The following is a 17,259-nucleotide window of genomic DNA, read 5'->3' on the forward strand; positions in this document are numbered from 1 at the left end:
GCGTACCCCCTGTTATTTACCGGAGAATTTATCATGACTGTTTTAATCAGGAGCCTGCTGCTCCTGCTGGCAGGCTGCGTGCTGAGTGCGCAGGCTGCGGATACCGGCTGGCTGCGCAACGCGCAAAACAGCCACGCTGAGGTGCGCCTGCGCGCCGCGCCGCAGGCGGGCGACACCCGGCTGCTGCTGGATATTCATCTGGAACCCGGCTGGAAAACCTACTGGCGCACGCCGGGAGAAGGCGGCGTGGCACCCGTCATCGCCTGGCAGACGCCCGGCATTAGCGCTCAGTGGTTCTGGCCTGTACCGGCGCGCTTTGACGTCAGCGGGCTGACCACGCAGGGCTATAAAGGCACTGTCACGCTGCCGATCGTGCTGCAGCGCCCGCCGGGCAGCGATACGCTTACCGGCACGCTGACGCTCTCTACGTGCAGCGACGTCTGTATCCTGACGGATTTTCCGTTCAGCCTCGATCTGACCCGGCCGCCCGCGGCGGCGTTTGACCGCGACTTTGCCCGCGCGATGGGAGAGGTTCCGCCTGACTCCGGCCTGACTGACCAGCTCAATGCCAGTTTTGTTAACGGTGAGCTGCAGATCCGCGCGGTACGTCAGGCGGGCTGGAGCACGCCGGAACTCTTCTTTGACTATCCGGCGGGCAGCATGCTGGCAGCACCGGTGATCAGCGTGCAGGGCAACACGCTCAGCGCGCGCGTGGCCGTGACCGATGAATGGGGCGATGCGGCACCCGACCTGCGCGGCCGCCAGCTGTCGCTGGTGATCGGTGATAAGGGGCTGGCGCAGCAGAGCCAGGTGACTATTGAGGCAGAGCCCCTGCTGAGCGGCGGGACGCGCGCGACGCTCTGGTCGGTGCTGCTGCTGGCGCTGCTCGGCGGCCTGGTGCTGAATCTGATGCCCTGCGTGCTGCCGGTCATGGCGATCAAGCTCAGCGGTCTGGTGCAGCAGCAGGGTCAGACGCGCCGCCAGACGCGCCTGCAGTTTCTGGCCTCCAGCGCCGGGATCCTCTTCTCCTTTTTGCTGCTGGCACTCCTGATGAGCGCGCTGCGCCTGAGCGGTCAGGCGCTGGGCTGGGGCATACAGTTCCAGAGCAGCGGATTCCTGCTGCTGATGACCGGCGTCATGTTTCTGTTCAGCGCCAGTCTGTTTGATCTGCTGCATTTCCGTCTGCCCTCCGCCTTCAACACCCGGCTGGCCACGCACCAGGGGAACGGATTAGCGGGGCATTTTGCGCAGGGTGCGTTTGCCACTCTGCTGGCAACGCCCTGCAGCGCGCCATTTCTCGGCACGGCGGTAGCCTATGCGCTGACCGCGCCACTGCCCCAGCTCTGGCTGCTGTTTGCGGCGCTGGGTATCGGCATGAGCGTACCGTGGCTGCTGGTGGCCGCGCTGCCGGGCGTCGCACGCTGGCTGCCGCGTCCGGGACGCTGGATGGTGCATCTGCGTACGCTGCTGGGCACTCTGATGCTGCTGGCGACGCTCTGGCTGGTTACGCTGCTGATCCCGCACTGGGGCAGTGGTGCAGCAGGCCTGCTGGCCGCCGCGCTGCTGTTGCTGCTGCTAATCTGGCTGCTGCGCCGCCGCGCGCTGCAGCAGGCGGGCGCCGTCGCCATCGCGCTGACGGTAGCGGGCGCGCTGTTCCTGCTGATGCGTCCGGCAGAGGATGCCGGTGAACTGCGCTGGCAGCCGCTGTCAGAGCAGGCTATCGCCGCGGCGCTGCAGCAGAACCGGCGTGTGTTTGTCGATATCACCGCTGACTGGTGCATTACCTGCAAGGTCAATAAGTCCCGGGTGCTGAATCAGCCTGACGTTCGCGCCGCGCTGAGCGCTGACGATATCGTGCTGCTGCGCGGCGACTGGACACAGCCCGACCCCGCCATTGGCGACTTTCTGCGCCAGCGCGATCGGGCGGCGATTCCGTTTAATCAGATTTATGGCCCGGCGCTGCCGCAGGGTCAGATTTTGTCACCGCTGCTGAGTCGCGACGCGGTGCTTTCCACACTGAGTAAGGCGAAAAAATAATGAAAAAATCTCTGTTTGCAATGCTGCTGCTGAGCGCACCGGTACTGGCTGCCGCTCCTTTTACGCCGGAGCAGGAGGCGCGCATCAAAGCGCTGATCCGCGAAACGCTGGTACAGAATCCCGCCATACTGGCTGAGGCCGCTGATGCCTTTGATAAAGAAGCCGCGCGACAGCAGCAGAACGTGGTGGCGCAAATGGTTGAAAAAAATCGTGACATGCTGTTCAGCGATGCCGGTTCACCCCGCATCGGCGCTGAAAAACCGGCGCTGACGCTGGTCTACTTCACCGATTACAACTGCGTATTTTGCAAAAAATTTGAGGGTGATATCACCACGCTGCTGAAAGCGCATCCGCAGGTTGCGGTGGTCATTAAGCCGCTGCCTTATCGTGCCGAAAGCTCGCTGAGTTCAGCGCGGCTGGCGCTGACGGTCTGGGAGCAGCAGCCAAAAAACTTTCTGAAGCTGCATGAAAAGCTGATGGCGAAAAAAGGCAATCACGACGAGGCCAGCATCAGCGCCGCGCTGAAAAAAACCGGTATCAGCCTGTCGACACCGAGCAAAGCGAGCCTGGATACCATTAATCACAACCTGACGCTGGCGCAGCAGCTGGGCGTGCAGGGAACCCCGGCCACGCTGGTGGGTAATCAGCTGATCAGCGGTGCGGTGCCTTATGCCCAGCTGGAGGCGGCTGTGAAAGATGCGCTGAAGGCGGCACCGTGAGCCGGCTGAAGCGCTGGCTGCGTGAAGCGCTCTGGCTGCTGCTGGCAGGCGTGCTGATTATGCTGGCGGTCGACTGGCTGCGCGCGCCGCAGCTGCCTGCCGATCTGGCCCAGCAGCCGCTTACTACGCTGCAGGGTGAGCAGAGCCTGGCCGGGCTGAGCGCATCGAAACCGGTGCTGGTTTACGTCTGGGCCAGCTGGTGCGGCGTCTGCAAACTGACCACGCCGGTTGTGGCGAAGCTCAGCCAGCAGGGCGTGCCGGTAGTCAGCGTGGCGCTGCGCTCGGGTTCTGATACGCAGGTGACCCGGTGGCTGGCAAAAAAAGGCCTGCAGGGGTTAGCCGTTAACGACGCGCGCGGCGAGCTGGGCCAGCGCTGGCAAATCGCCGCCACGCCGACGTTTATCGTGCTCTATCAGGGCCGGGTTGTCAGTACCACCAGCGGCTGGAGCAGCCGCTGGGGACTGCTGCTGCGTTTATGGTGGGCTGAACAGTTCAGCGGATAACAGAGGGCGCCTGCGGGCGCCTTTTTTAATAATAGCTGGTTCAATTTGCGCTGATTAATAATCTTTAAAACAGGAAAGTAATAATTATCCGGACAATTATCCCGGCGCTGCGGTTATTTTATTTTTTTGCGGCTGGATTTATTTAAGGCAGCAATTAAATTTTTGCAATAATGCCGCAACTGATGCATACCTGAATAACAGACTAATTTATGATTATCGCGGCGGGATATTTTCGGGCGCCGCAGTGAGGGAGAGTATGCGTATTCATCATCTGAACTGTGGTTGCATGTGCCCGCTGGGCGGGGCGCTGTTTGATGGCTTCAGCCGGGGTCCCTTTGCTGAACTGGTGTGTCATTGTCTGTTAATTGAAAGCGATCGCCACGGCCTGATTCTGGTGGATACCGGACTGGGAATTAATGATATGCGCTATCCGGAACGCCGGCTCTCTGGTTTTTTTCGTCTGCTGAATAATATTCGTTACAGTGAGCAGATGAGCGCGCTGGCGCAAATTCAGCTGCTGGGTTTTCAGGCGGAAGATGTGCGTCATATTATTCTGACCCATCTCGATTTTGATCACGCAGGCGGCATTAGTGATTTTCCGGCGGCGCGGATCCATCTTCTGCAGCGTGAGCTTGATACGGTACGCAGCGGACGTGAGCAGAGCTGGCTGGCGCGTCAGCGCTTCCGGCCACAGCAGTGGACCGCGCACGATGGCTGGCGCGGCTACGCCAGCGAGGGTGAACGCTGGTTCGGGTTTGATGCGGTGAGAGCGATTGACGATCTCAGCGATGAGATCCTGCTGGTGCCGCTGCCGGGACACACCGCCGGACACGCAGGCGTGGCGATCCGCCACGGCGGTGGCTGGCTGCTGCATGGGGGAGACGCCTGGTTTTATCGCGGAGAGATGCATCACACCCAGCGGCACTGTACGCCGGGCCTGCGCGCCTATCAGCGGCTAATGTGCAGCGATCGCGAAGCGTGGCGTATTAATCAGCAGCGGCTGCGCGAACTCTCGCTGCAGCCCCAAAGCGGTGTTGCGCTGTTTTGCAGCCACGATGCGCGCGAACTGGCACACTACCGGCCACACTGTTAGCTTTTTTGCCGGTTTTCTGCGCATTACCCTTTATCTTTACTAATATTTCTCTGGCGGCGTCGCGAAGCTTGTCGGCTCGCCGCCGTCTGAAAACTCTAAAGGGAGCGTGCCATGTTTCATACCTCGGGAAAGTCGGCGTTCGGCATTACGCTGTATGCCTTGCTGGAGCCACTGCCGCTGGGCTTTTTTTTTGCCGCCTGGCTGTTTGACATCCTCTATCTGCAGACCTTTGTGGTGATGTGGACCAAAGCCGCCAGCTGGCTGATTGTATTTGGTCTGCTGCTGGCTATTCTGCCGCGAATTATCAGCCTGATTCATCTGTTTCGCGGCGTCACTGCCGGTGAGAAAACGCATTTCTGGCTTTCGCTGCTGGCGGTGCTGGTGGCCATAGTTAACGCCTTTATCCATAGCCGTGATGCGTATGCGGTGGTGCCCATGGGCGTCACGCTGTCGACCATCGTGGTGGCGCTGCTGCTGATCGCCAACGTACAGCTGGCGCTGCGCGCGCGCCGTATCCCGGGAGGTCGTCCATGAAACTGCGCATTCTAAGTGCTGTCAGTCTTGCTGCGCTACTGAGCGCCTGCGACAGCGGATCTTCTCTCGATCCGCAAAAACAGACCGGACCCAATCCCGAGCTGCCTAAAGCGCAGAACTTTTTCATGCCGCCTATGCAGGTACCGGAAGGGACGCCGTGGAAAACCGGCGAAACGCCAAAGGTGGCGGACGGACTGAAGATAGAGCGGATCCCGGCGAAGCTGATGCACCCGCGCCAGCTCTACGTACTGCCAAACGGAGATGTGCTGGTGGCCGAGGCCAACGGGGTAAAAAATCCGGTCACGGCGCCGAAGCAGCTTATTATGGGCATTGTGCAGAAATCCTCAGGCAAAGGTGCGCCGGGCGGCAACCGTATCTCACTGCTGCGTAACGTTAACGGTAAATGGGAGCAGCATCTCTTTATCGAAAACCTGAATGCGCCCTTTGGTATGCAGCTGATTGGCAACACGCTCTACGTTGCCAATGCCGACAGCCTGGTGAAGTTCCCTTATCAGACCGGGCAGACGGAGATCCGCACCGCGCCGGAAGAGGTCACGGCGCTGCCGGGTGGCGAGCTTAACCATCACTGGACCAAGGCGCTGCTCGCCAGCCAGGATGGCAGTAAACTCTATGTTGGCGTCGGGTCTAACAGCAACATCACCGAAAACGGACTGGGTGCGGAGTATCAGCGCGCAGCGGTCTGGGAGGTGGATGCCGCCAGCGGGGCGAGCCGCATTTACGCCAGCGGCATCCGCAATCCTACCGGACTGCAGTGGGAGCCGCAGAGCGGCAAGCTGTGGGCGATCGCGAATGAGCGCGATGAAATCGGGTCCGATCTGGTTCCTGACTATATGACCTCCGTGCAGGATAACGGCTTCTACGGCTGGCCCTGGAGCTATTTTGGCCAGCACGTGGATGACCGGGTCCGGCCGCAGCGGCCTGACATGGTGGCGAAAGCGATCAAGCCGGACTACGCCCTGAGCTCGCACGTTGCACCGCTCGGACTGCTGTTCTACGGCGCGGACAATATGCCGCAGTATCGCGGCGGCGCGTTTATCAGCGAGCACGGCAGCTGGAACCGGACGCCGCTTAATGGCTACAAAGTAGTATGGGTTAAATTTGAAAACGGCATGCCGGTCGGTAAGCCACAGCCGGTAGTCACCGGATTCCTGACGGACGATGAGAAGAACGTGCGTGGTCTGCCAGTGGGACTGGCAACGGATAATCAGGGTGGGGTACTGATAGCGGACGATGCGGGGGATGCGATCTGGCGCATCAGCGCGGCGCAGTAATTTTTACCGGTAAAAATAAAAAAGGATTTGGCTGGTTAGCCAAATCCTTTTTTTTGGTTCGCTTAAGCGGCGGGTAACCGCGCGGCGAACGGGGTGCTCAGCACTCCTCACACAGCGAATCATAAAATGTGACGGGAAATATTTCAAGTTTCAGGAAATTACTGTATGGTTATACAGTGTTGAGTGCGGGCGGAGTATCGTTGCTTTCTGATGACTCTCAGGGGCGCGGATAGTCAAATCCCGGCAGGTTCCAGGTGGTGCTGGCCTGTGGCTTTAGCAATGAGTGCCGCTCAGCGCTCCTCACAGATGTGCTCAGGCGGCCGGCGGGTAGGGTCAGGGCCCCGGCCGCTGAACGGCGCGCGCTCCTGCCAGAGGAGAAGGAAAGTGATGGAACTTGTACGATTACTCCTGGACATCGTCCGGATCATCCTGCAAATCATCGTTGCCCTTTTGCAACTGACCGGTCAGGCGCACTGACCGGAACTTGAAACAAGGCGGAGCTCACCCCTCCGCCTTTTTTCGTGGCCGCTCAGGCGGCCCGTGAAGGTGGACGCCAGGGCGCCATAAATGGCGCCCCTACAAAATGACGTTGGCGGCCGGTGCTGACGAAACGGCGGGGGCTGGCTGCAGGCGTTTCTCTGGCTGCAGCAATGTCATGGCCAGCATACTGACAAAGGCGATAACGGCAGTCACGGTAAACATGGCGTTATAGCCGTAATACTCCGCCAGCCAGCCGCACAGCATGGGTGAAATAATGGCGGCCAGGTTAGCAATTGCCAGCGTCATCCCGCTGAATGCACCCACCGACGCCTTTGGCGTAACGTCTATAACCACCGACCAGTAAACATTATTGACCAGCGCATTGAGTGCGTTTCCCAGCGTCATCAGGGCGATGATCGCGGCCGCCGAACCGGCAAACGGGATGGCCATAAAGCAGCAGGCGGTGGCGCAGAGCGTAATCGCCGCAAAGCCATTGCGGGCCAGCCGCAGATTTCCGGTTCGCGCCAGCAAACGATCGGCGAGGCGTCCGCCGAGCAGCACCGTCAGACAGGCTCCGCTCCACGGGATCATGGCGATATACCAGAGCGAGTGCAGGTCATAATGAAAATTATCCTGCAGATATTTTGGCAGCCAGGTGACCAGCGTAAAGGTGATATAGAGAAAACTGAAATAGCCCAGCGCATTACACACCAGCGTGCGGCTGGTGAAAAAGCGCCACCAGGGTAACGGGCGCTCATCATGCGCTTCAGCACGCTGCCCCTGTACAATAAGCGCACGCTCAGCGTCGTTCGCCGCCGGATGCCGCTGCGGCGTATCGGCGAAGTAGCGGGCAAACAGCAGCATCGCCAGCAGCGAAAAGACGCCAAGCAGGATAAACATCATGCGCCAGTCGTTGGTCAGCAGCAGCAGGCCAACCGCGATGGGGGCGGTCAGCAGCGAGCCTACCTGCGTACTCAGCAGGCCGATACCCAGCGCCATGCCGCGTTCATTATCCGGCGCCCAGTGCGCAATTGTCTTGTTCATCAGCGCGTAGGCAGGACCCTCGGCAAAGCCAAACAGTACGCGCAGCGCGGCGAACCCCATGATGGCGGAGCCGCCAAACAGCGCCACGCCAATTTCACCTGCCCAGGCCGTGGCGATCTCCAGCAGCGACCAGAGCACGCCGGCCATCAGCCACACTTTGCGCGTGCCAAACCGGTCGGCGAGAAAACCGCCGCAGAGCGAGCCAAACAGATAGCCAAAACCAAAGTACCCCAGCACGGCGCCCAGCTCGACCTTACTGAAATGGAACTGCTGCGAAATGGCCTGCGCAGCGAAGGAGAGTGCACCGCGGTCAACGTAATTAATCAGCGCAATAAGGAACAATAATGAAAAGATACGGTAGCGGACAGCAGAGGCTTTCATGGCATAACTCCTGTGAAGAACACAGGAATGAGTAAGCAAAGGTAATGCCAGAATCTCTGAGCCGGGTCATATCAGCGCGAAGAGGGATAAAACCGGGCAGAACAGCAAGCACTTTATGCTTCGGGAAACGTAAAGGTTGCTGCGCTGCACCAGACTGGATGCTTAAGCGTGCATTGAGGGTGCAGAATTACACCACGGGCTGCTGCAGGATCACGCCATTCACCATCGGCTCCTGAGGTAATCCGACATGCAGTAAAATCTGACCACGATAGTGCTCATCCGTGTCGTGCTGATCGTCGCTCAGCAACACGCCCGCTTCATTGACATTCTTGCCCGCAATTTCCGTTTTGGTACGCGCCGCACTGCGCATCCACTCATATTCAATATCGATATGCCCGGTATCAATACAGCGGATCCCCTGCTGACTGAGATCGTAAGCCAGCACGGTCGCCGTCGGACCCAGCGAAATCAGCACTAAGTCATACTCGCGGGCATGCGCCAGCACACTGGTATAGAGCTGGTTATAGACTGAAAATGCATTACGGTTTAGCGTGGTAATACGCTTTATTTCGCGTGCGCCGTCCATTAAATCGTTGCCGATACCCAGCCGGGTGCCGCTGCCTTCAACGATCAATATTTTTTTGTCGTAAAAAAGCTGTTTGAATTTAGCAAATACGCGGGTCGCCTGCTGTTTATCAATATAATCATGATAAGGACGCGTCACCGAAGTATTTCCATACTGATACGTTTTTTTTAATAAAGGCTCATAGCGGCGAAAGAAAAAGGCTTTATGAAAAAACCAGAACAGGGCTGAGCCAAAACGCATATTGCGGGTGGAGCGAAAAGCATCCGGCATGCAGAGCAGGCAGGGGTTATCGTCACGCGTACCGCGCCGCATGATCTCTTTCAGTCTGATAGAAAGACGCTCATCAAATGACTGAAAGCCAATATTTTTAAACAGTGTCATCTCCAGTTCTCCATCCCCATACCGGCATACGGATAACCTGTCGTTACTGAGCAGCAAATCGATCGTCTGTTCAGGTGACATCACCTGATATTGCCGCGCATGTGCCTGGGCAACCGGGAATTTTAACGCTGCGTGTGTAAATTTAAATGGAAACCGTATTTTACGATAAAGGGAATCTGCGCTGATCATAATAACCTTCTTTTTATCTGCGGATCTGCTATAGAGCAGTCAGGTGATTTATATCACTCTTCCTGAAAAAACAGAGGCTGAGGAAATTCCCAAACTGAAATCACGCTGCATTATTTAATGATTAAACCCCAGCTCAACGTAAAACCAATCGGAAGAATTGTCAGGCGTAGCGGCAAATTAAATGGCAGCAGGCAATTTACGCCAGGATAATTCGTATACCGGCTGCGCGGACCCGTTAATCAATTTCATCAAAGCGTGCTGCAGGCCCTATTGCCCCTCATTTAAGCCATTCAGCGAGCCTGACGGTAATCATTTTTATGATGCCGGGCCTGTTATCGTGCACGCGCTCACGCCATCTGTTATGCCAGTGAGTTAGCAAAAGGTGCGCAATCGCTGCGGCAATGATTAATTAAATCTATCAAAATTAAACGTGATTTCAGTCACATGGTGAGCCTGCCGCTGACGGCAAGCCTTAAGCAACGCTTGATTCATTAGCGGATCTGACAACACATAAACTCACGGGTTTTTACACAGTGCTTACATAAGTTAATATTTTGTTGGAATTGCTGCGATGTCGTAACGGCATAAATTAATGAACAAAACTGAGGGATTGGCATGATAACAAAACTCACCAGTATCGTAATGGCGATACTGGCGATAGCGCTGCTCTATATGGGTGGTCAGCTGTTACTCAATGGAGGCAGCGCGTTCTACGCGATGATGGGGGCAGGATTACTGCTGACGGCTGTTTTACTGTTCCGCAAACAGCGCAGTGCGCTGACGCTCTATGCGGTACTGATGTGGATCACGCTGGCGTGGATCGTCTGGGAAGCGGGATTTGATAAGTGGCAGTGGATCCCGCGCGGCGACCTGTTTGGCGTGATCGGCCTGTGGCTGGCGATGCCGTGGGTTGTCAGGCCGCTTACCCGCGGCGAACGCCGTTTTCATCCGCTGCTCGGCGGCACCGTGGCGATTATGGTGCTGGTCGTCATCGGTCTCTGTTTTTACGATCCGCTGCCGCAGGCCGGTACCATCACCAATGCACGCGAGCCGGTAAACGAGCCTGGCGCAGAAAATGAGTGGGCTGCCTATGGCGGTACGCCAGCGGGGCAACGCTTCTCAGCGCTGAAACAGATCAGCAAAGCGAACGTCAGTAACCTTGAAGTCGCCTGGGAGTATCATACCGGTGATATGCGTCAGGAGAGCGATGCCACCGAGTATACGTTTGAGGCGACGCCGCTGAAAGCCAACGATATGCTCTATCTCTGCACGCCGCATAATGAAGTCCACGCGCTCAATCCGGAAAGCGGGGCGGTGAAATGGAAATATACGCCGGAGAAAAACCGCTCTTATCTTCAGCAGCATCAGACATGCCGCGGCGTCAGCTACTACGCCGCACCGGTTGCACAAACCAGCAGCAGTGCGCCTGCGCTTTGCCGTAAGCGTATCTTCAACGCCACCACCGATGCGCGCCTGATTGCGCTGGATGCCGACAGCGGCAAGCGCTGCCCTGATTTTGGCCGCGATGGCGTGGTGGATCTGCGCGCAAACATGGGTGAGATCCGCCCGCACGCGCTGATGCAGACGTCTGCTCCGCTGGTGGCCGGTAATCTGGTGATCGTGGGTGGATCGGTCATGGATAACGGCTTTGAGAAAGGCAATCCTTCCGGCGTCATTCGTGCCTATGACGCGCAGAGTGGCCGCCTGGTGTGGAATTTCGATCCGGCCACGCCGGATGTGACCGCGCCGATTGCCGCAGATAAGCGCTATCCGCAGGATACGCCGGTTGCCTGGGCAACGCTGAGCGCCGATGTCAAAAATGGCCTGGTCTACGTTCCCTTTGGTAATGCATCACCGGATGAAGTGGGGATTGAACGCGACGCTGACAGTAACACCGAGAAGTTCCGCGACACGCTGGTGGCGCTGGATCTGCAGACCGGTGCGTTTAAGTGGCGCTATCAGAGCTCGCACCACGATTTGTGGGATCGCGATAACCCGTCACAGCCTTCACTGCTGGATATCGATTATCAGGGCCAGAAGCAGCCGGTAGTGATCCTGCCGACCAAAACCGGCAACCTGTTTGTGCTGAATCGTCTGACCGGCCAGCCGGTTTATCCGGTGAACGAAGTGAAAGTCTCGACTGAAGGCGGCGTTCCCGGCGAAAAATTTGCCGCCACGCAGCCGGTCTCCAGCCTGAACTTTATTCCGCAGGCGCTGACGGAAAAATCGATGTGGGGCATTACGCCGTTTGACCAGATCGCCTGCCGGATCGATTTTCATCGTCTGCGTTATGATGGCAATCCGTGGACGCCAGCTACCGAGGCGGGCACGCTGGTGTTCCCGGGCAATATTGGCGTCTTTAACTGGGGATCCGTCGCGGTCGATCCGGAGCGCCAGATGCTGATCGCTGCGCCGGTACGCCTGGCGTATAAATATAATCTGATCAAGCGCACGCCGCAGACGGCGACCGAGCGCCTGTTCACCAAAGATGGTCAGCCTTACTGGAATGAAAACTTTCACGGCGACTATGCGATCCACATTCAGCAGCTCGCGTCGGGTCTGGGTATTCCCTGCATTGCACCGCCGTGGGGCCGCCTGGTGGGGGTTGATCTGAAAACCGGGAAAACGGAGTGGCTGCGTCGTATCGGCACCACGAAGAACCTGAAAACCACTTTCCTGCCAGGCCGCTTCCCGCTGGGATTCCCGATGGGGATGGTGGCACACGGTGGGCCGCTGCTGACCGCTGGCGATCTGGTGTTCCACGGTGCTACGGCAGATAACTTCTTCCGCGCCTATGACAGCACCACCGGCGAGCTGTTGTGGCAGACCGAACTCAGCGCAGGCGCACAGGCCACGCCGTCAACCTATATGGGTAAAGATGGCAAGCAGTATGTAGTAATCGCGGCGGGGGGGCACGGATCGCTCGGCACCAAAGCGGGCGACAGCGTGGTGGCGTTTCGTCTGAAGTAAAGAAGGACGTATCACACCAGGGTTAACCAGCGTCCCGCCGCCCGGCGGGACGCTGCATCAGAGATTACGCTTTCGCACGTTCACTCTGCACTTTCTGCGCAATACGATCGCCAATAGTTTTGTCGATATTACGCCAGTAGGTGAAAGCGCGCGACAGCACCGGCTCCTCCACGCCGTTAAGCAGGTGACCGGCAACGTTGTTTACCAGACGATCGCGTGCGGCATCATCCATCACTTTATTCACCAGCTGATTCGCCTGGCCGAAATCATCGTCATCTTTGCGCAGCGTATAAGGTGAACGCACCATATCGCCCTGCGACTGCCAGGTGGAATCGGTAGGGTAGCGCTCGCCATCGGCCACCGGACCACCTTTGGAGTTAGGCGCATAGACCGGATCGGAGACCGGATTAATGCGCATCGCACCATCTTTGCTGTAGCTGTTGACCGGCGCCTGCGGCGCGTTCACCGGGATCTGCTTATAGTTAACGCCAAGACGTGCACGGTGCGCATCTGCATAGGCGAAAATACGGCCCATCAGCATTTTGTCCGGGCTCAGGCCGATACCGGGAACCAGGTTATTCGGCTCAAACGCCGCCTGTTCAATCTGGGCATGGTTATCGGTGGGGTTGCGATCCAGCGTCAGTTTACCGACTTTGATCAGCGGATAGTCGTCGTGCGGCCAGACTTTGGTCAGATCAAACGGGTTGTAGCGGTAGCTGTCCGCTTCTGCAAACGGCATGATCTGCATATAGAGCGTCCAGCTCGGAAAATTGCCTTCTTTGATAGAATTAAACAGGTCGCGCGTATGGTAGTCGCCATCCTGACCGGCCAGCGTGTCGGCATTCTCCTGCGTCAGGAACTCAATGCCCTGATCGGTTTTAAAATGATATTTCACCCAGAACTTTTCACCAGCGGCGTTAACCCACATATAGGTATGGCTGGAGTAGCCGTTCATGTGGCGCCAGCTTTTCGGAATGCCGCGGTCGCCCATCAGCCAGGTCACCTGGTGCGCAGATTCGGGTGAGAGGGTCCAGAAATCCCACTGCATATCGTTATCGCGCAGGTTGTTATCCGCCCGGCGCTTCTGCGAGCGGATAAAGTGCTGAAACTTCATCGGGTCGCGGATAAAAAACACCGGCGTGTTATTGCCCACCATGTCGTAGTTGCCTTCGGTGGTGTAAAACTTGATAGAGAAGCCGCGCGGATCGCGCCAGGTATCCGGGCTGCCGCGTTCACCGGCTACGGTGGAGAAGCGCATCACCACATCAGTGCGGGTCCCGGGCTGGAAAACGGCGGCTTTGGTATAGCGGCTGACATCTTCTGTCACTTCAAAATGGCCAAATGCGCCGCTGCCTTTTGCATGGGGCTGACGCTCCGGAATACGCTCGCGGTTAAAGTTGGCCATCTGTTCAATCAGATAGTGATCGTGCAGCACCAGCGGACCATCAGGCCCGACCGACAGGGAGTGTTCATCGCTGGCTACCGGAATGCCCGCATCCGTGGTGGTCGGTTTGCGATTATCACTGCTCATAATATCTCCAGATTTTGTAAGGGTAATCTCAGCCTTTAAGCGTAGCAGCATGCGCTGCGCTTGCCTGATTAGTTACGCAATCTGAAGCGAGCGCCACTCACCCTGTCCGGAACACCCCGCGCGCCGGGCAGAAGGGGCGATCAGCGCTGCGCCGCGTGCTCGTAAAAATCTATCTTTTCTACTTTTGCCGCAGAACCGCCCCCCTCAAACTCCGCCGCCAGCCACGCATTCACAATATTTTTTGCCAGCTCCGGACCCACCACGCGCGCGCCCAGCGTCATGATCTGGGCATTATTGCTTTTACGCGCCCGCTCGGCAGAGAAAGTGTCGTGACACTGCGCTGCCCGCACGCCGGGCACTTTATTGGCCACGATGGCTACGCCAATACCGGTGCCGCAGAGCAGGATGCCGCGCGCAAACTCCTGCCGCTGAATCGCGGTCGCCAGCGCCCAGGCAACATCCGGGTACATAGGGCGGGCGTTATCAGCATCGTTGGTAAAATCTGTCACGGTATAACCCTGCGTTTCCAGCAGCGTCTTAATGATATTTTTCAGATCGACAGCCGCATCATCAGCACCGATTGCAATCGTTTTCATAGCGGTTCTCCGGTAAAGAAAAAGGGCCTGCATCCAGGCGTGGATCACAGCGTGCCACAGGGTTAAACATTTGTTCAATGCATGTTCATTTGTAATATGGTGGTTTTGTGAGCGCGATCGCGATAGATGAGTCAGGTGGCAGGTTTTAAGGCGCGACAGGGCCTTGCGCCAGGTCACAGATCCTCTAAACGCGCATTGAAACAGGTTCATTAATTCATTTACTGTTCATATGAACAAATGACCATCAGGGTCAGGGCGCGCTATAACCGGGAGCTGCATGATGTCTCAGCCACAACGCTTACTTGGTGTCAGTCTCAAAATGTACTTTGGCTATCAGCAAACGCTGGCGTGGTGCCGCGAGGTCGCCAGCCTGGCCGATCACCCGGCGATCAGAAGCGGCAGGGTCGGCCTGTTTATCCTGCCCGCCTATCCGGCGATCCCTGCCGTAGCGGAGATCTTCGCGGGCACGCCGGTACGCATTGGCGGACAGGATGTTTGCCAGGCGGAAAATGGCGCCTGGACCGGTGAAGTCAGCGCCAGCATGCTGCAGGAGCTGGGCTGTTCGCTGGCTGAAATCGGTCATGCGGAGCGGCGGCGACACTTCCGCGAGGATGCGGCGCAGATTGCCGCCAAAGTGGCGATATCGCTACAGCACGGGCTGACGCCGGTGCTCTGTATTGGCGAGTCGGAGCAGGGCACGCCCGCGGAGGCGATTGCGCTCTGTGCCGCAGAGCTTAACGATGCGCTGGCGCAGGCGGCGGCGCATCGCCTGCGGGGCGAGATTCTGTTTGCCTATGAACCCCAGTGGGCCATTGGCGCGCCGCAGCCGGCCCCCGACAGCTATATTCGTACCGTCTGCGCCGGGCTGCGGACGCTGCCGCTGCCCGCCGGTATTACGCTGAAGGTGATATACGGCGGCAGCGCCGGACCGGGTCTGATCCAGCGGCTGGGCAGTGATGTGGATGGCCTGTTTCTTGGCCGCTTTGCTCACGACCCGCAGGCGCTGGCGCAGATTATTGAAGAGGCCAGCGCGCTCGCCGGTGGCAGAGCATAGCGGGGCGGCCGCGATGAGTGCTATAACTTACGGCTGCTTACGACCGCGTTACACAGGACAGAGAAGAGATGGAGAATACCACGCCGGGTCAGGATGCTGAGCTGCTGACCGAGATTGCCGTCGCCTACTATCAGGATGCCATCACGCAGGAGGAGATCGCGCGTAAATTTGGTATCTCGCGCATCAAGGTCGGGCGACTGCTTAAACGCGCGCGCGAAGAGGGCATTGTGGAAATCAGCGTGCGCTACCATCCGGTTTTCAGTACACGGCTGGAGCAGCAGCTGCAGCGCTCTTTTCCGCGCCTGCAGCGGGCGCTGATTGCGCTGGATTCCGCCGACAGCGACGAGCAGCGCCGTCAGGTAGCCGCGCTGGTGTCTGCCCATCTGGCGCAGACGCTGAAAGATAACGCTATCGTCGCTGTCGGTCAGGGGCGTAACGTGGCGGCGGTGGCCGATCATCCGGGTCAGGTGCCCGACCGCAACTGCCTGTTTATCAGCGGTATTGGCGGCACGCACCGCCCGGGCGACGCCATCAACGCCGATCACATCAGCCGCCGGCTGGCAAAGAAGTTTGGCGGCAGCAGCGAAACGCTCTATGCCCCCGCCTACGTGGAGAACCGCGCGCTGCGCGACAGCTTTATGCAGAACGGTACGGTAAAAGAGACGCTGGATCGCGCGCGTAAAGCGGATGTGGCGCTGGTGGGGATCGGGGATATGAATGAGAACAGCTACATGGTGAAGCTGGGCTGGTTTACCCCGCGTGAAATTATCGACGCCAGCGTTAATCAGGGTGTGACCGGTGATATTGCCGGCTATGACTTTTTCAACGCCCGCGGTGAAGCGGTGGAGACGGTCATGAATGAGCGCGTGATCGGGCTGAGCATTGATGAGCTGCGCCGGATCCCGTGCGTGATCGCGATAGCCGCAGAGAATACCAAGGCGATGGCGATACTCGGGGCGCTGCGCACCGGGGCCATCGATATCATCGCGACCTCGGCGCAGAATATCCGCACGGTGCTGAGCCTGGTACAGGCGCGCTAAAGCGCGCTTTAGCGTATCTGAACGCGCCGGATTGCAATCTCTTCGGCGCGCTGCAGCAGCAGCTGCAGATCGTCCTCATCAATATCCAGCAGGGGCCCGCTCTCCAGCGCCTGATGCAGGTCGTCGCGCGTGAGCGGAACCGGCATCGCCACCGGCTGCGGTTTCGCCTCGGCGGCCGCCAGCGGATGAGGATAGCGGCGTCCGGCGAGGTTATTAAATACGATCGCCAGCAGCGCGAGGCAGACAGAGTTAAGCATCACCGGCGTCAGCACAAAGTGGTAGCCGAGCTGCGCCACGCTGCCGCCGCCGAGAATCGCCGTCAGCGCCACCGCGCCGCTGGGCGGGTGCAGACAGCGCAGCTGAAACATCACCGCAATAGCGAGACAGGCGGCTACTCCGCACGCCAGTGCCGGCTGCGGGATCAGCAGTGCCGTGGTCACGCCAATAACGCCGGCAACGAGGTTACCGCCAATAATCGACCACGGCTGCGCCAGCGGGCTATTGGGCAGGCCAAACAGCAGCACCGCAGACGCTCCCATTGGCGCGACAAACCACAGGTTTACCGCACCCAGCATCCAGTGGCTGATGAGACTCGTCAGCATAAGGCCCAGCCCGGCTCCGAGGCTGGCCAGCAGGCGCTGTCTGCGCGCCACGGGCAGGGGATGTGGCCAGAAGCGGGCCAGAAACAGGCGCAGCGAGGCCAGTCGGCTCGCCGGTTGCGGTTGTGTCATAGAAAATCCGTGAGAAGCCAGAAACAGTGGCCGGGGATTGTCGCCTGGCGTCTGACGCTAAACAACCCTGCAGTCTGCAGGGATTTATGCGCGTACGC

At 58.5% G+C, this 17,259-nt stretch carries 14 protein-coding genes; 9 read left to right on the forward strand and 5 right to left on the reverse strand.

Annotated elements, in window-relative coordinates:
* Nucleotides 1-33 precede the first annotated feature (33 nt).
* The 6 genes from B4M48_RS08965 (at nucleotide 34) to B4M48_RS08990 (ending at nucleotide 6,178) form a co-directional block, all read left to right on the forward strand.
* Nucleotides 34-2,037, forward strand: coding sequence for a protein-disulfide reductase DsbD family protein (locus tag B4M48_RS08965; protein ID WP_039384283.1), 2,004 nt, complete (start codon nucleotides 34-36; stop codon nucleotides 2,035-2,037).
* Nucleotides 2,037-2,756: a DsbA family protein gene (locus B4M48_RS08970; RefSeq protein ID WP_071668803.1), complete on the forward strand. Its 720-nt coding sequence runs from the start codon at nucleotides 2,037-2,039 to the stop codon at nucleotides 2,754-2,756. Before B4M48_RS08965 ends, B4M48_RS08970 begins: the two co-directional genes overlap by 1 nt.
* Nucleotides 2,753-3,259 carry a protein disulfide oxidoreductase gene (locus tag B4M48_RS08975; RefSeq protein WP_071668804.1) on the forward strand — a complete coding sequence of 169 codons (507 nt, stop codon included), beginning with the start codon at nucleotides 2,753-2,755 and terminating at the stop codon, nucleotides 3,257-3,259. The genes B4M48_RS08970 and B4M48_RS08975 overlap by 4 nt, the downstream gene beginning before the upstream one ends.
* Before the next feature lie 256 nt (nucleotides 3,260-3,515).
* Nucleotides 3,516-4,352: an MBL fold metallo-hydrolase gene (locus tag B4M48_RS08980; protein WP_071668805.1), complete on the forward strand. Its 837-nt coding sequence runs from the start codon at nucleotides 3,516-3,518 to the stop codon at nucleotides 4,350-4,352.
* A 111-nt stretch (nucleotides 4,353-4,463) separates the two neighbouring features.
* On the forward strand, nucleotides 4,464-4,886 hold the full coding sequence (locus B4M48_RS08985; RefSeq protein ID WP_039384314.1) for a DUF2231 domain-containing protein: 423 nt from the start codon (nucleotides 4,464-4,466) through the stop codon (nucleotides 4,884-4,886).
* Complete coding sequence (locus tag B4M48_RS08990; RefSeq protein WP_071668806.1) at nucleotides 4,883-6,178, forward strand: PQQ-dependent sugar dehydrogenase; 1,296 nt, start codon at nucleotides 4,883-4,885, stop codon at nucleotides 6,176-6,178. Before B4M48_RS08985 ends, B4M48_RS08990 begins: the two co-directional genes overlap by 4 nt.
* A gap of 576 nt (nucleotides 6,179-6,754) precedes the next feature.
* Here B4M48_RS08990 and B4M48_RS08995 read toward each other — a convergent pair.
* Together B4M48_RS08995 and B4M48_RS09000 are read right to left on the reverse strand one after the other, a co-directional pair.
* Nucleotides 6,755-8,083: an MFS transporter gene (locus B4M48_RS08995; RefSeq protein ID WP_071668807.1), complete on the reverse strand. Its 1,329-nt coding sequence runs from the start codon at nucleotides 8,081-8,083 to the stop codon at nucleotides 6,755-6,757.
* Between the two features lie 187 nt (nucleotides 8,084-8,270).
* Nucleotides 8,271-9,239, reverse strand: coding sequence for a GT-D fold domain-containing glycosyltransferase (locus B4M48_RS09000; RefSeq protein WP_039384317.1), 969 nt, complete (start codon nucleotides 9,237-9,239; stop codon nucleotides 8,271-8,273).
* A 615-nt stretch (nucleotides 9,240-9,854) separates the two neighbouring features.
* Between B4M48_RS09000 and B4M48_RS09005 the strand changes: the two genes are divergently transcribed.
* Nucleotides 9,855-12,209 carry a membrane-bound PQQ-dependent dehydrogenase, glucose/quinate/shikimate family gene (locus B4M48_RS09005; RefSeq protein ID WP_071668808.1) on the forward strand — a complete coding sequence of 785 codons (2,355 nt, stop codon included), beginning with the start codon at nucleotides 9,855-9,857 and terminating at the stop codon, nucleotides 12,207-12,209.
* Nucleotides 12,210-12,273: 64 nt separating this feature from the next.
* Here the strand turns inward: B4M48_RS09005 and B4M48_RS09010 are convergent, their stop codons facing one another.
* The gene (locus B4M48_RS09010; RefSeq protein WP_039384321.1) at nucleotides 12,274-13,740 is read right to left on the reverse strand and encodes a catalase; all 1,467 of its coding nucleotides are present in this window, start codon (nucleotides 13,738-13,740) and stop codon (nucleotides 12,274-12,276) included.
* 140 nt (nucleotides 13,741-13,880) lie between these two features.
* Nucleotides 13,881-14,336 carry an RpiB/LacA/LacB family sugar-phosphate isomerase gene (locus B4M48_RS09015; RefSeq protein ID WP_039384323.1) on the reverse strand — a complete coding sequence of 152 codons (456 nt, stop codon included), beginning with the start codon at nucleotides 14,334-14,336 and terminating at the stop codon, nucleotides 13,881-13,883.
* A 280-nt stretch (nucleotides 14,337-14,616) separates the two neighbouring features.
* On the opposite strand from B4M48_RS09015, the gene B4M48_RS09020 reads away from it, so the two are divergent.
* Both B4M48_RS09020 and B4M48_RS09025 read left to right on the forward strand, forming a co-directional pair.
* Entirely contained in the window at nucleotides 14,617-15,390 is a 774-nt protein-coding gene (locus B4M48_RS09020) for a triose-phosphate isomerase family protein (RefSeq protein WP_039385861.1), read from the forward strand.
* 68 nt (nucleotides 15,391-15,458) lie between these two features.
* Entirely contained in the window at nucleotides 15,459-16,430 is a 972-nt protein-coding gene (locus B4M48_RS09025) for a sugar-binding transcriptional regulator (protein WP_039384324.1), read from the forward strand.
* A gap of 8 nt (nucleotides 16,431-16,438) precedes the next feature.
* Here B4M48_RS09025 and B4M48_RS09030 read toward each other — a convergent pair whose 3' ends face one another.
* Nucleotides 16,439-17,161 (reverse strand): HPP family protein, encoded by a 723-nt coding sequence (locus B4M48_RS09030; protein ID WP_039384326.1) that lies wholly within the window; start codon nucleotides 17,159-17,161, stop codon nucleotides 16,439-16,441.
* Nucleotides 17,162-17,259 lie beyond the last annotated feature (98 nt).

The organism is Pantoea sp. UBA6567, from assembly GCF_002434165.1.
Classification (GTDB): Bacteria; Pseudomonadota; Gammaproteobacteria; order Enterobacterales; family Enterobacteriaceae; genus Pantoea; species Pantoea eucrina.

Excerpts from the sequence above, each read along its gene's own strand:
- B4M48_RS08990 (WP_071668806.1), top strand. The coding sequence starts at position 4,883 with ATGAAACTGCGCATTCTAAGTGCTGTCAGTCTTGCTGCGCTACTGAGC.
- B4M48_RS09010 (WP_039384321.1), bottom strand. The coding sequence starts at position 13,740 with ATGAGCAGTGATAATCGCAAACCGACCACCACGGATGCGGGCATTCCG.
- B4M48_RS09030 (WP_039384326.1), bottom strand. The coding sequence starts at position 17,161 with ATGACACAACCGCAACCGGCGAGCCGACTGGCCTCGCTGCGCCTGTTT.
- B4M48_RS09005 (WP_071668808.1), top strand. The coding sequence starts at position 9,855 with ATGATAACAAAACTCACCAGTATCGTAATGGCGATACTGGCGATAGCG.
- B4M48_RS09025 (WP_039384324.1), top strand. The coding sequence starts at position 15,459 with ATGGAGAATACCACGCCGGGTCAGGATGCTGAGCTGCTGACCGAGATT.
- B4M48_RS09015 (WP_039384323.1), bottom strand. The coding sequence starts at position 14,336 with ATGAAAACGATTGCAATCGGTGCTGATGATGCGGCTGTCGATCTGAAA.
- B4M48_RS08995 (WP_071668807.1), bottom strand. The coding sequence starts at position 8,083 with ATGAAAGCCTCTGCTGTCCGCTACCGTATCTTTTCATTATTGTTCCTT.
- B4M48_RS08970 (WP_071668803.1), top strand. The coding sequence starts at position 2,037 with ATGAAAAAATCTCTGTTTGCAATGCTGCTGCTGAGCGCACCGGTACTG.
- B4M48_RS09020 (WP_039385861.1), top strand. The coding sequence starts at position 14,617 with ATGTCTCAGCCACAACGCTTACTTGGTGTCAGTCTCAAAATGTACTTT.
- B4M48_RS08985 (WP_039384314.1), top strand. The coding sequence starts at position 4,464 with ATGTTTCATACCTCGGGAAAGTCGGCGTTCGGCATTACGCTGTATGCC.
- B4M48_RS08965 (WP_039384283.1), top strand. The coding sequence starts at position 34 with ATGACTGTTTTAATCAGGAGCCTGCTGCTCCTGCTGGCAGGCTGCGTG.
- B4M48_RS08980 (WP_071668805.1), top strand. The coding sequence starts at position 3,516 with ATGCGTATTCATCATCTGAACTGTGGTTGCATGTGCCCGCTGGGCGGG.
- B4M48_RS09000 (WP_039384317.1), bottom strand. The coding sequence starts at position 9,239 with ATGATCAGCGCAGATTCCCTTTATCGTAAAATACGGTTTCCATTTAAA.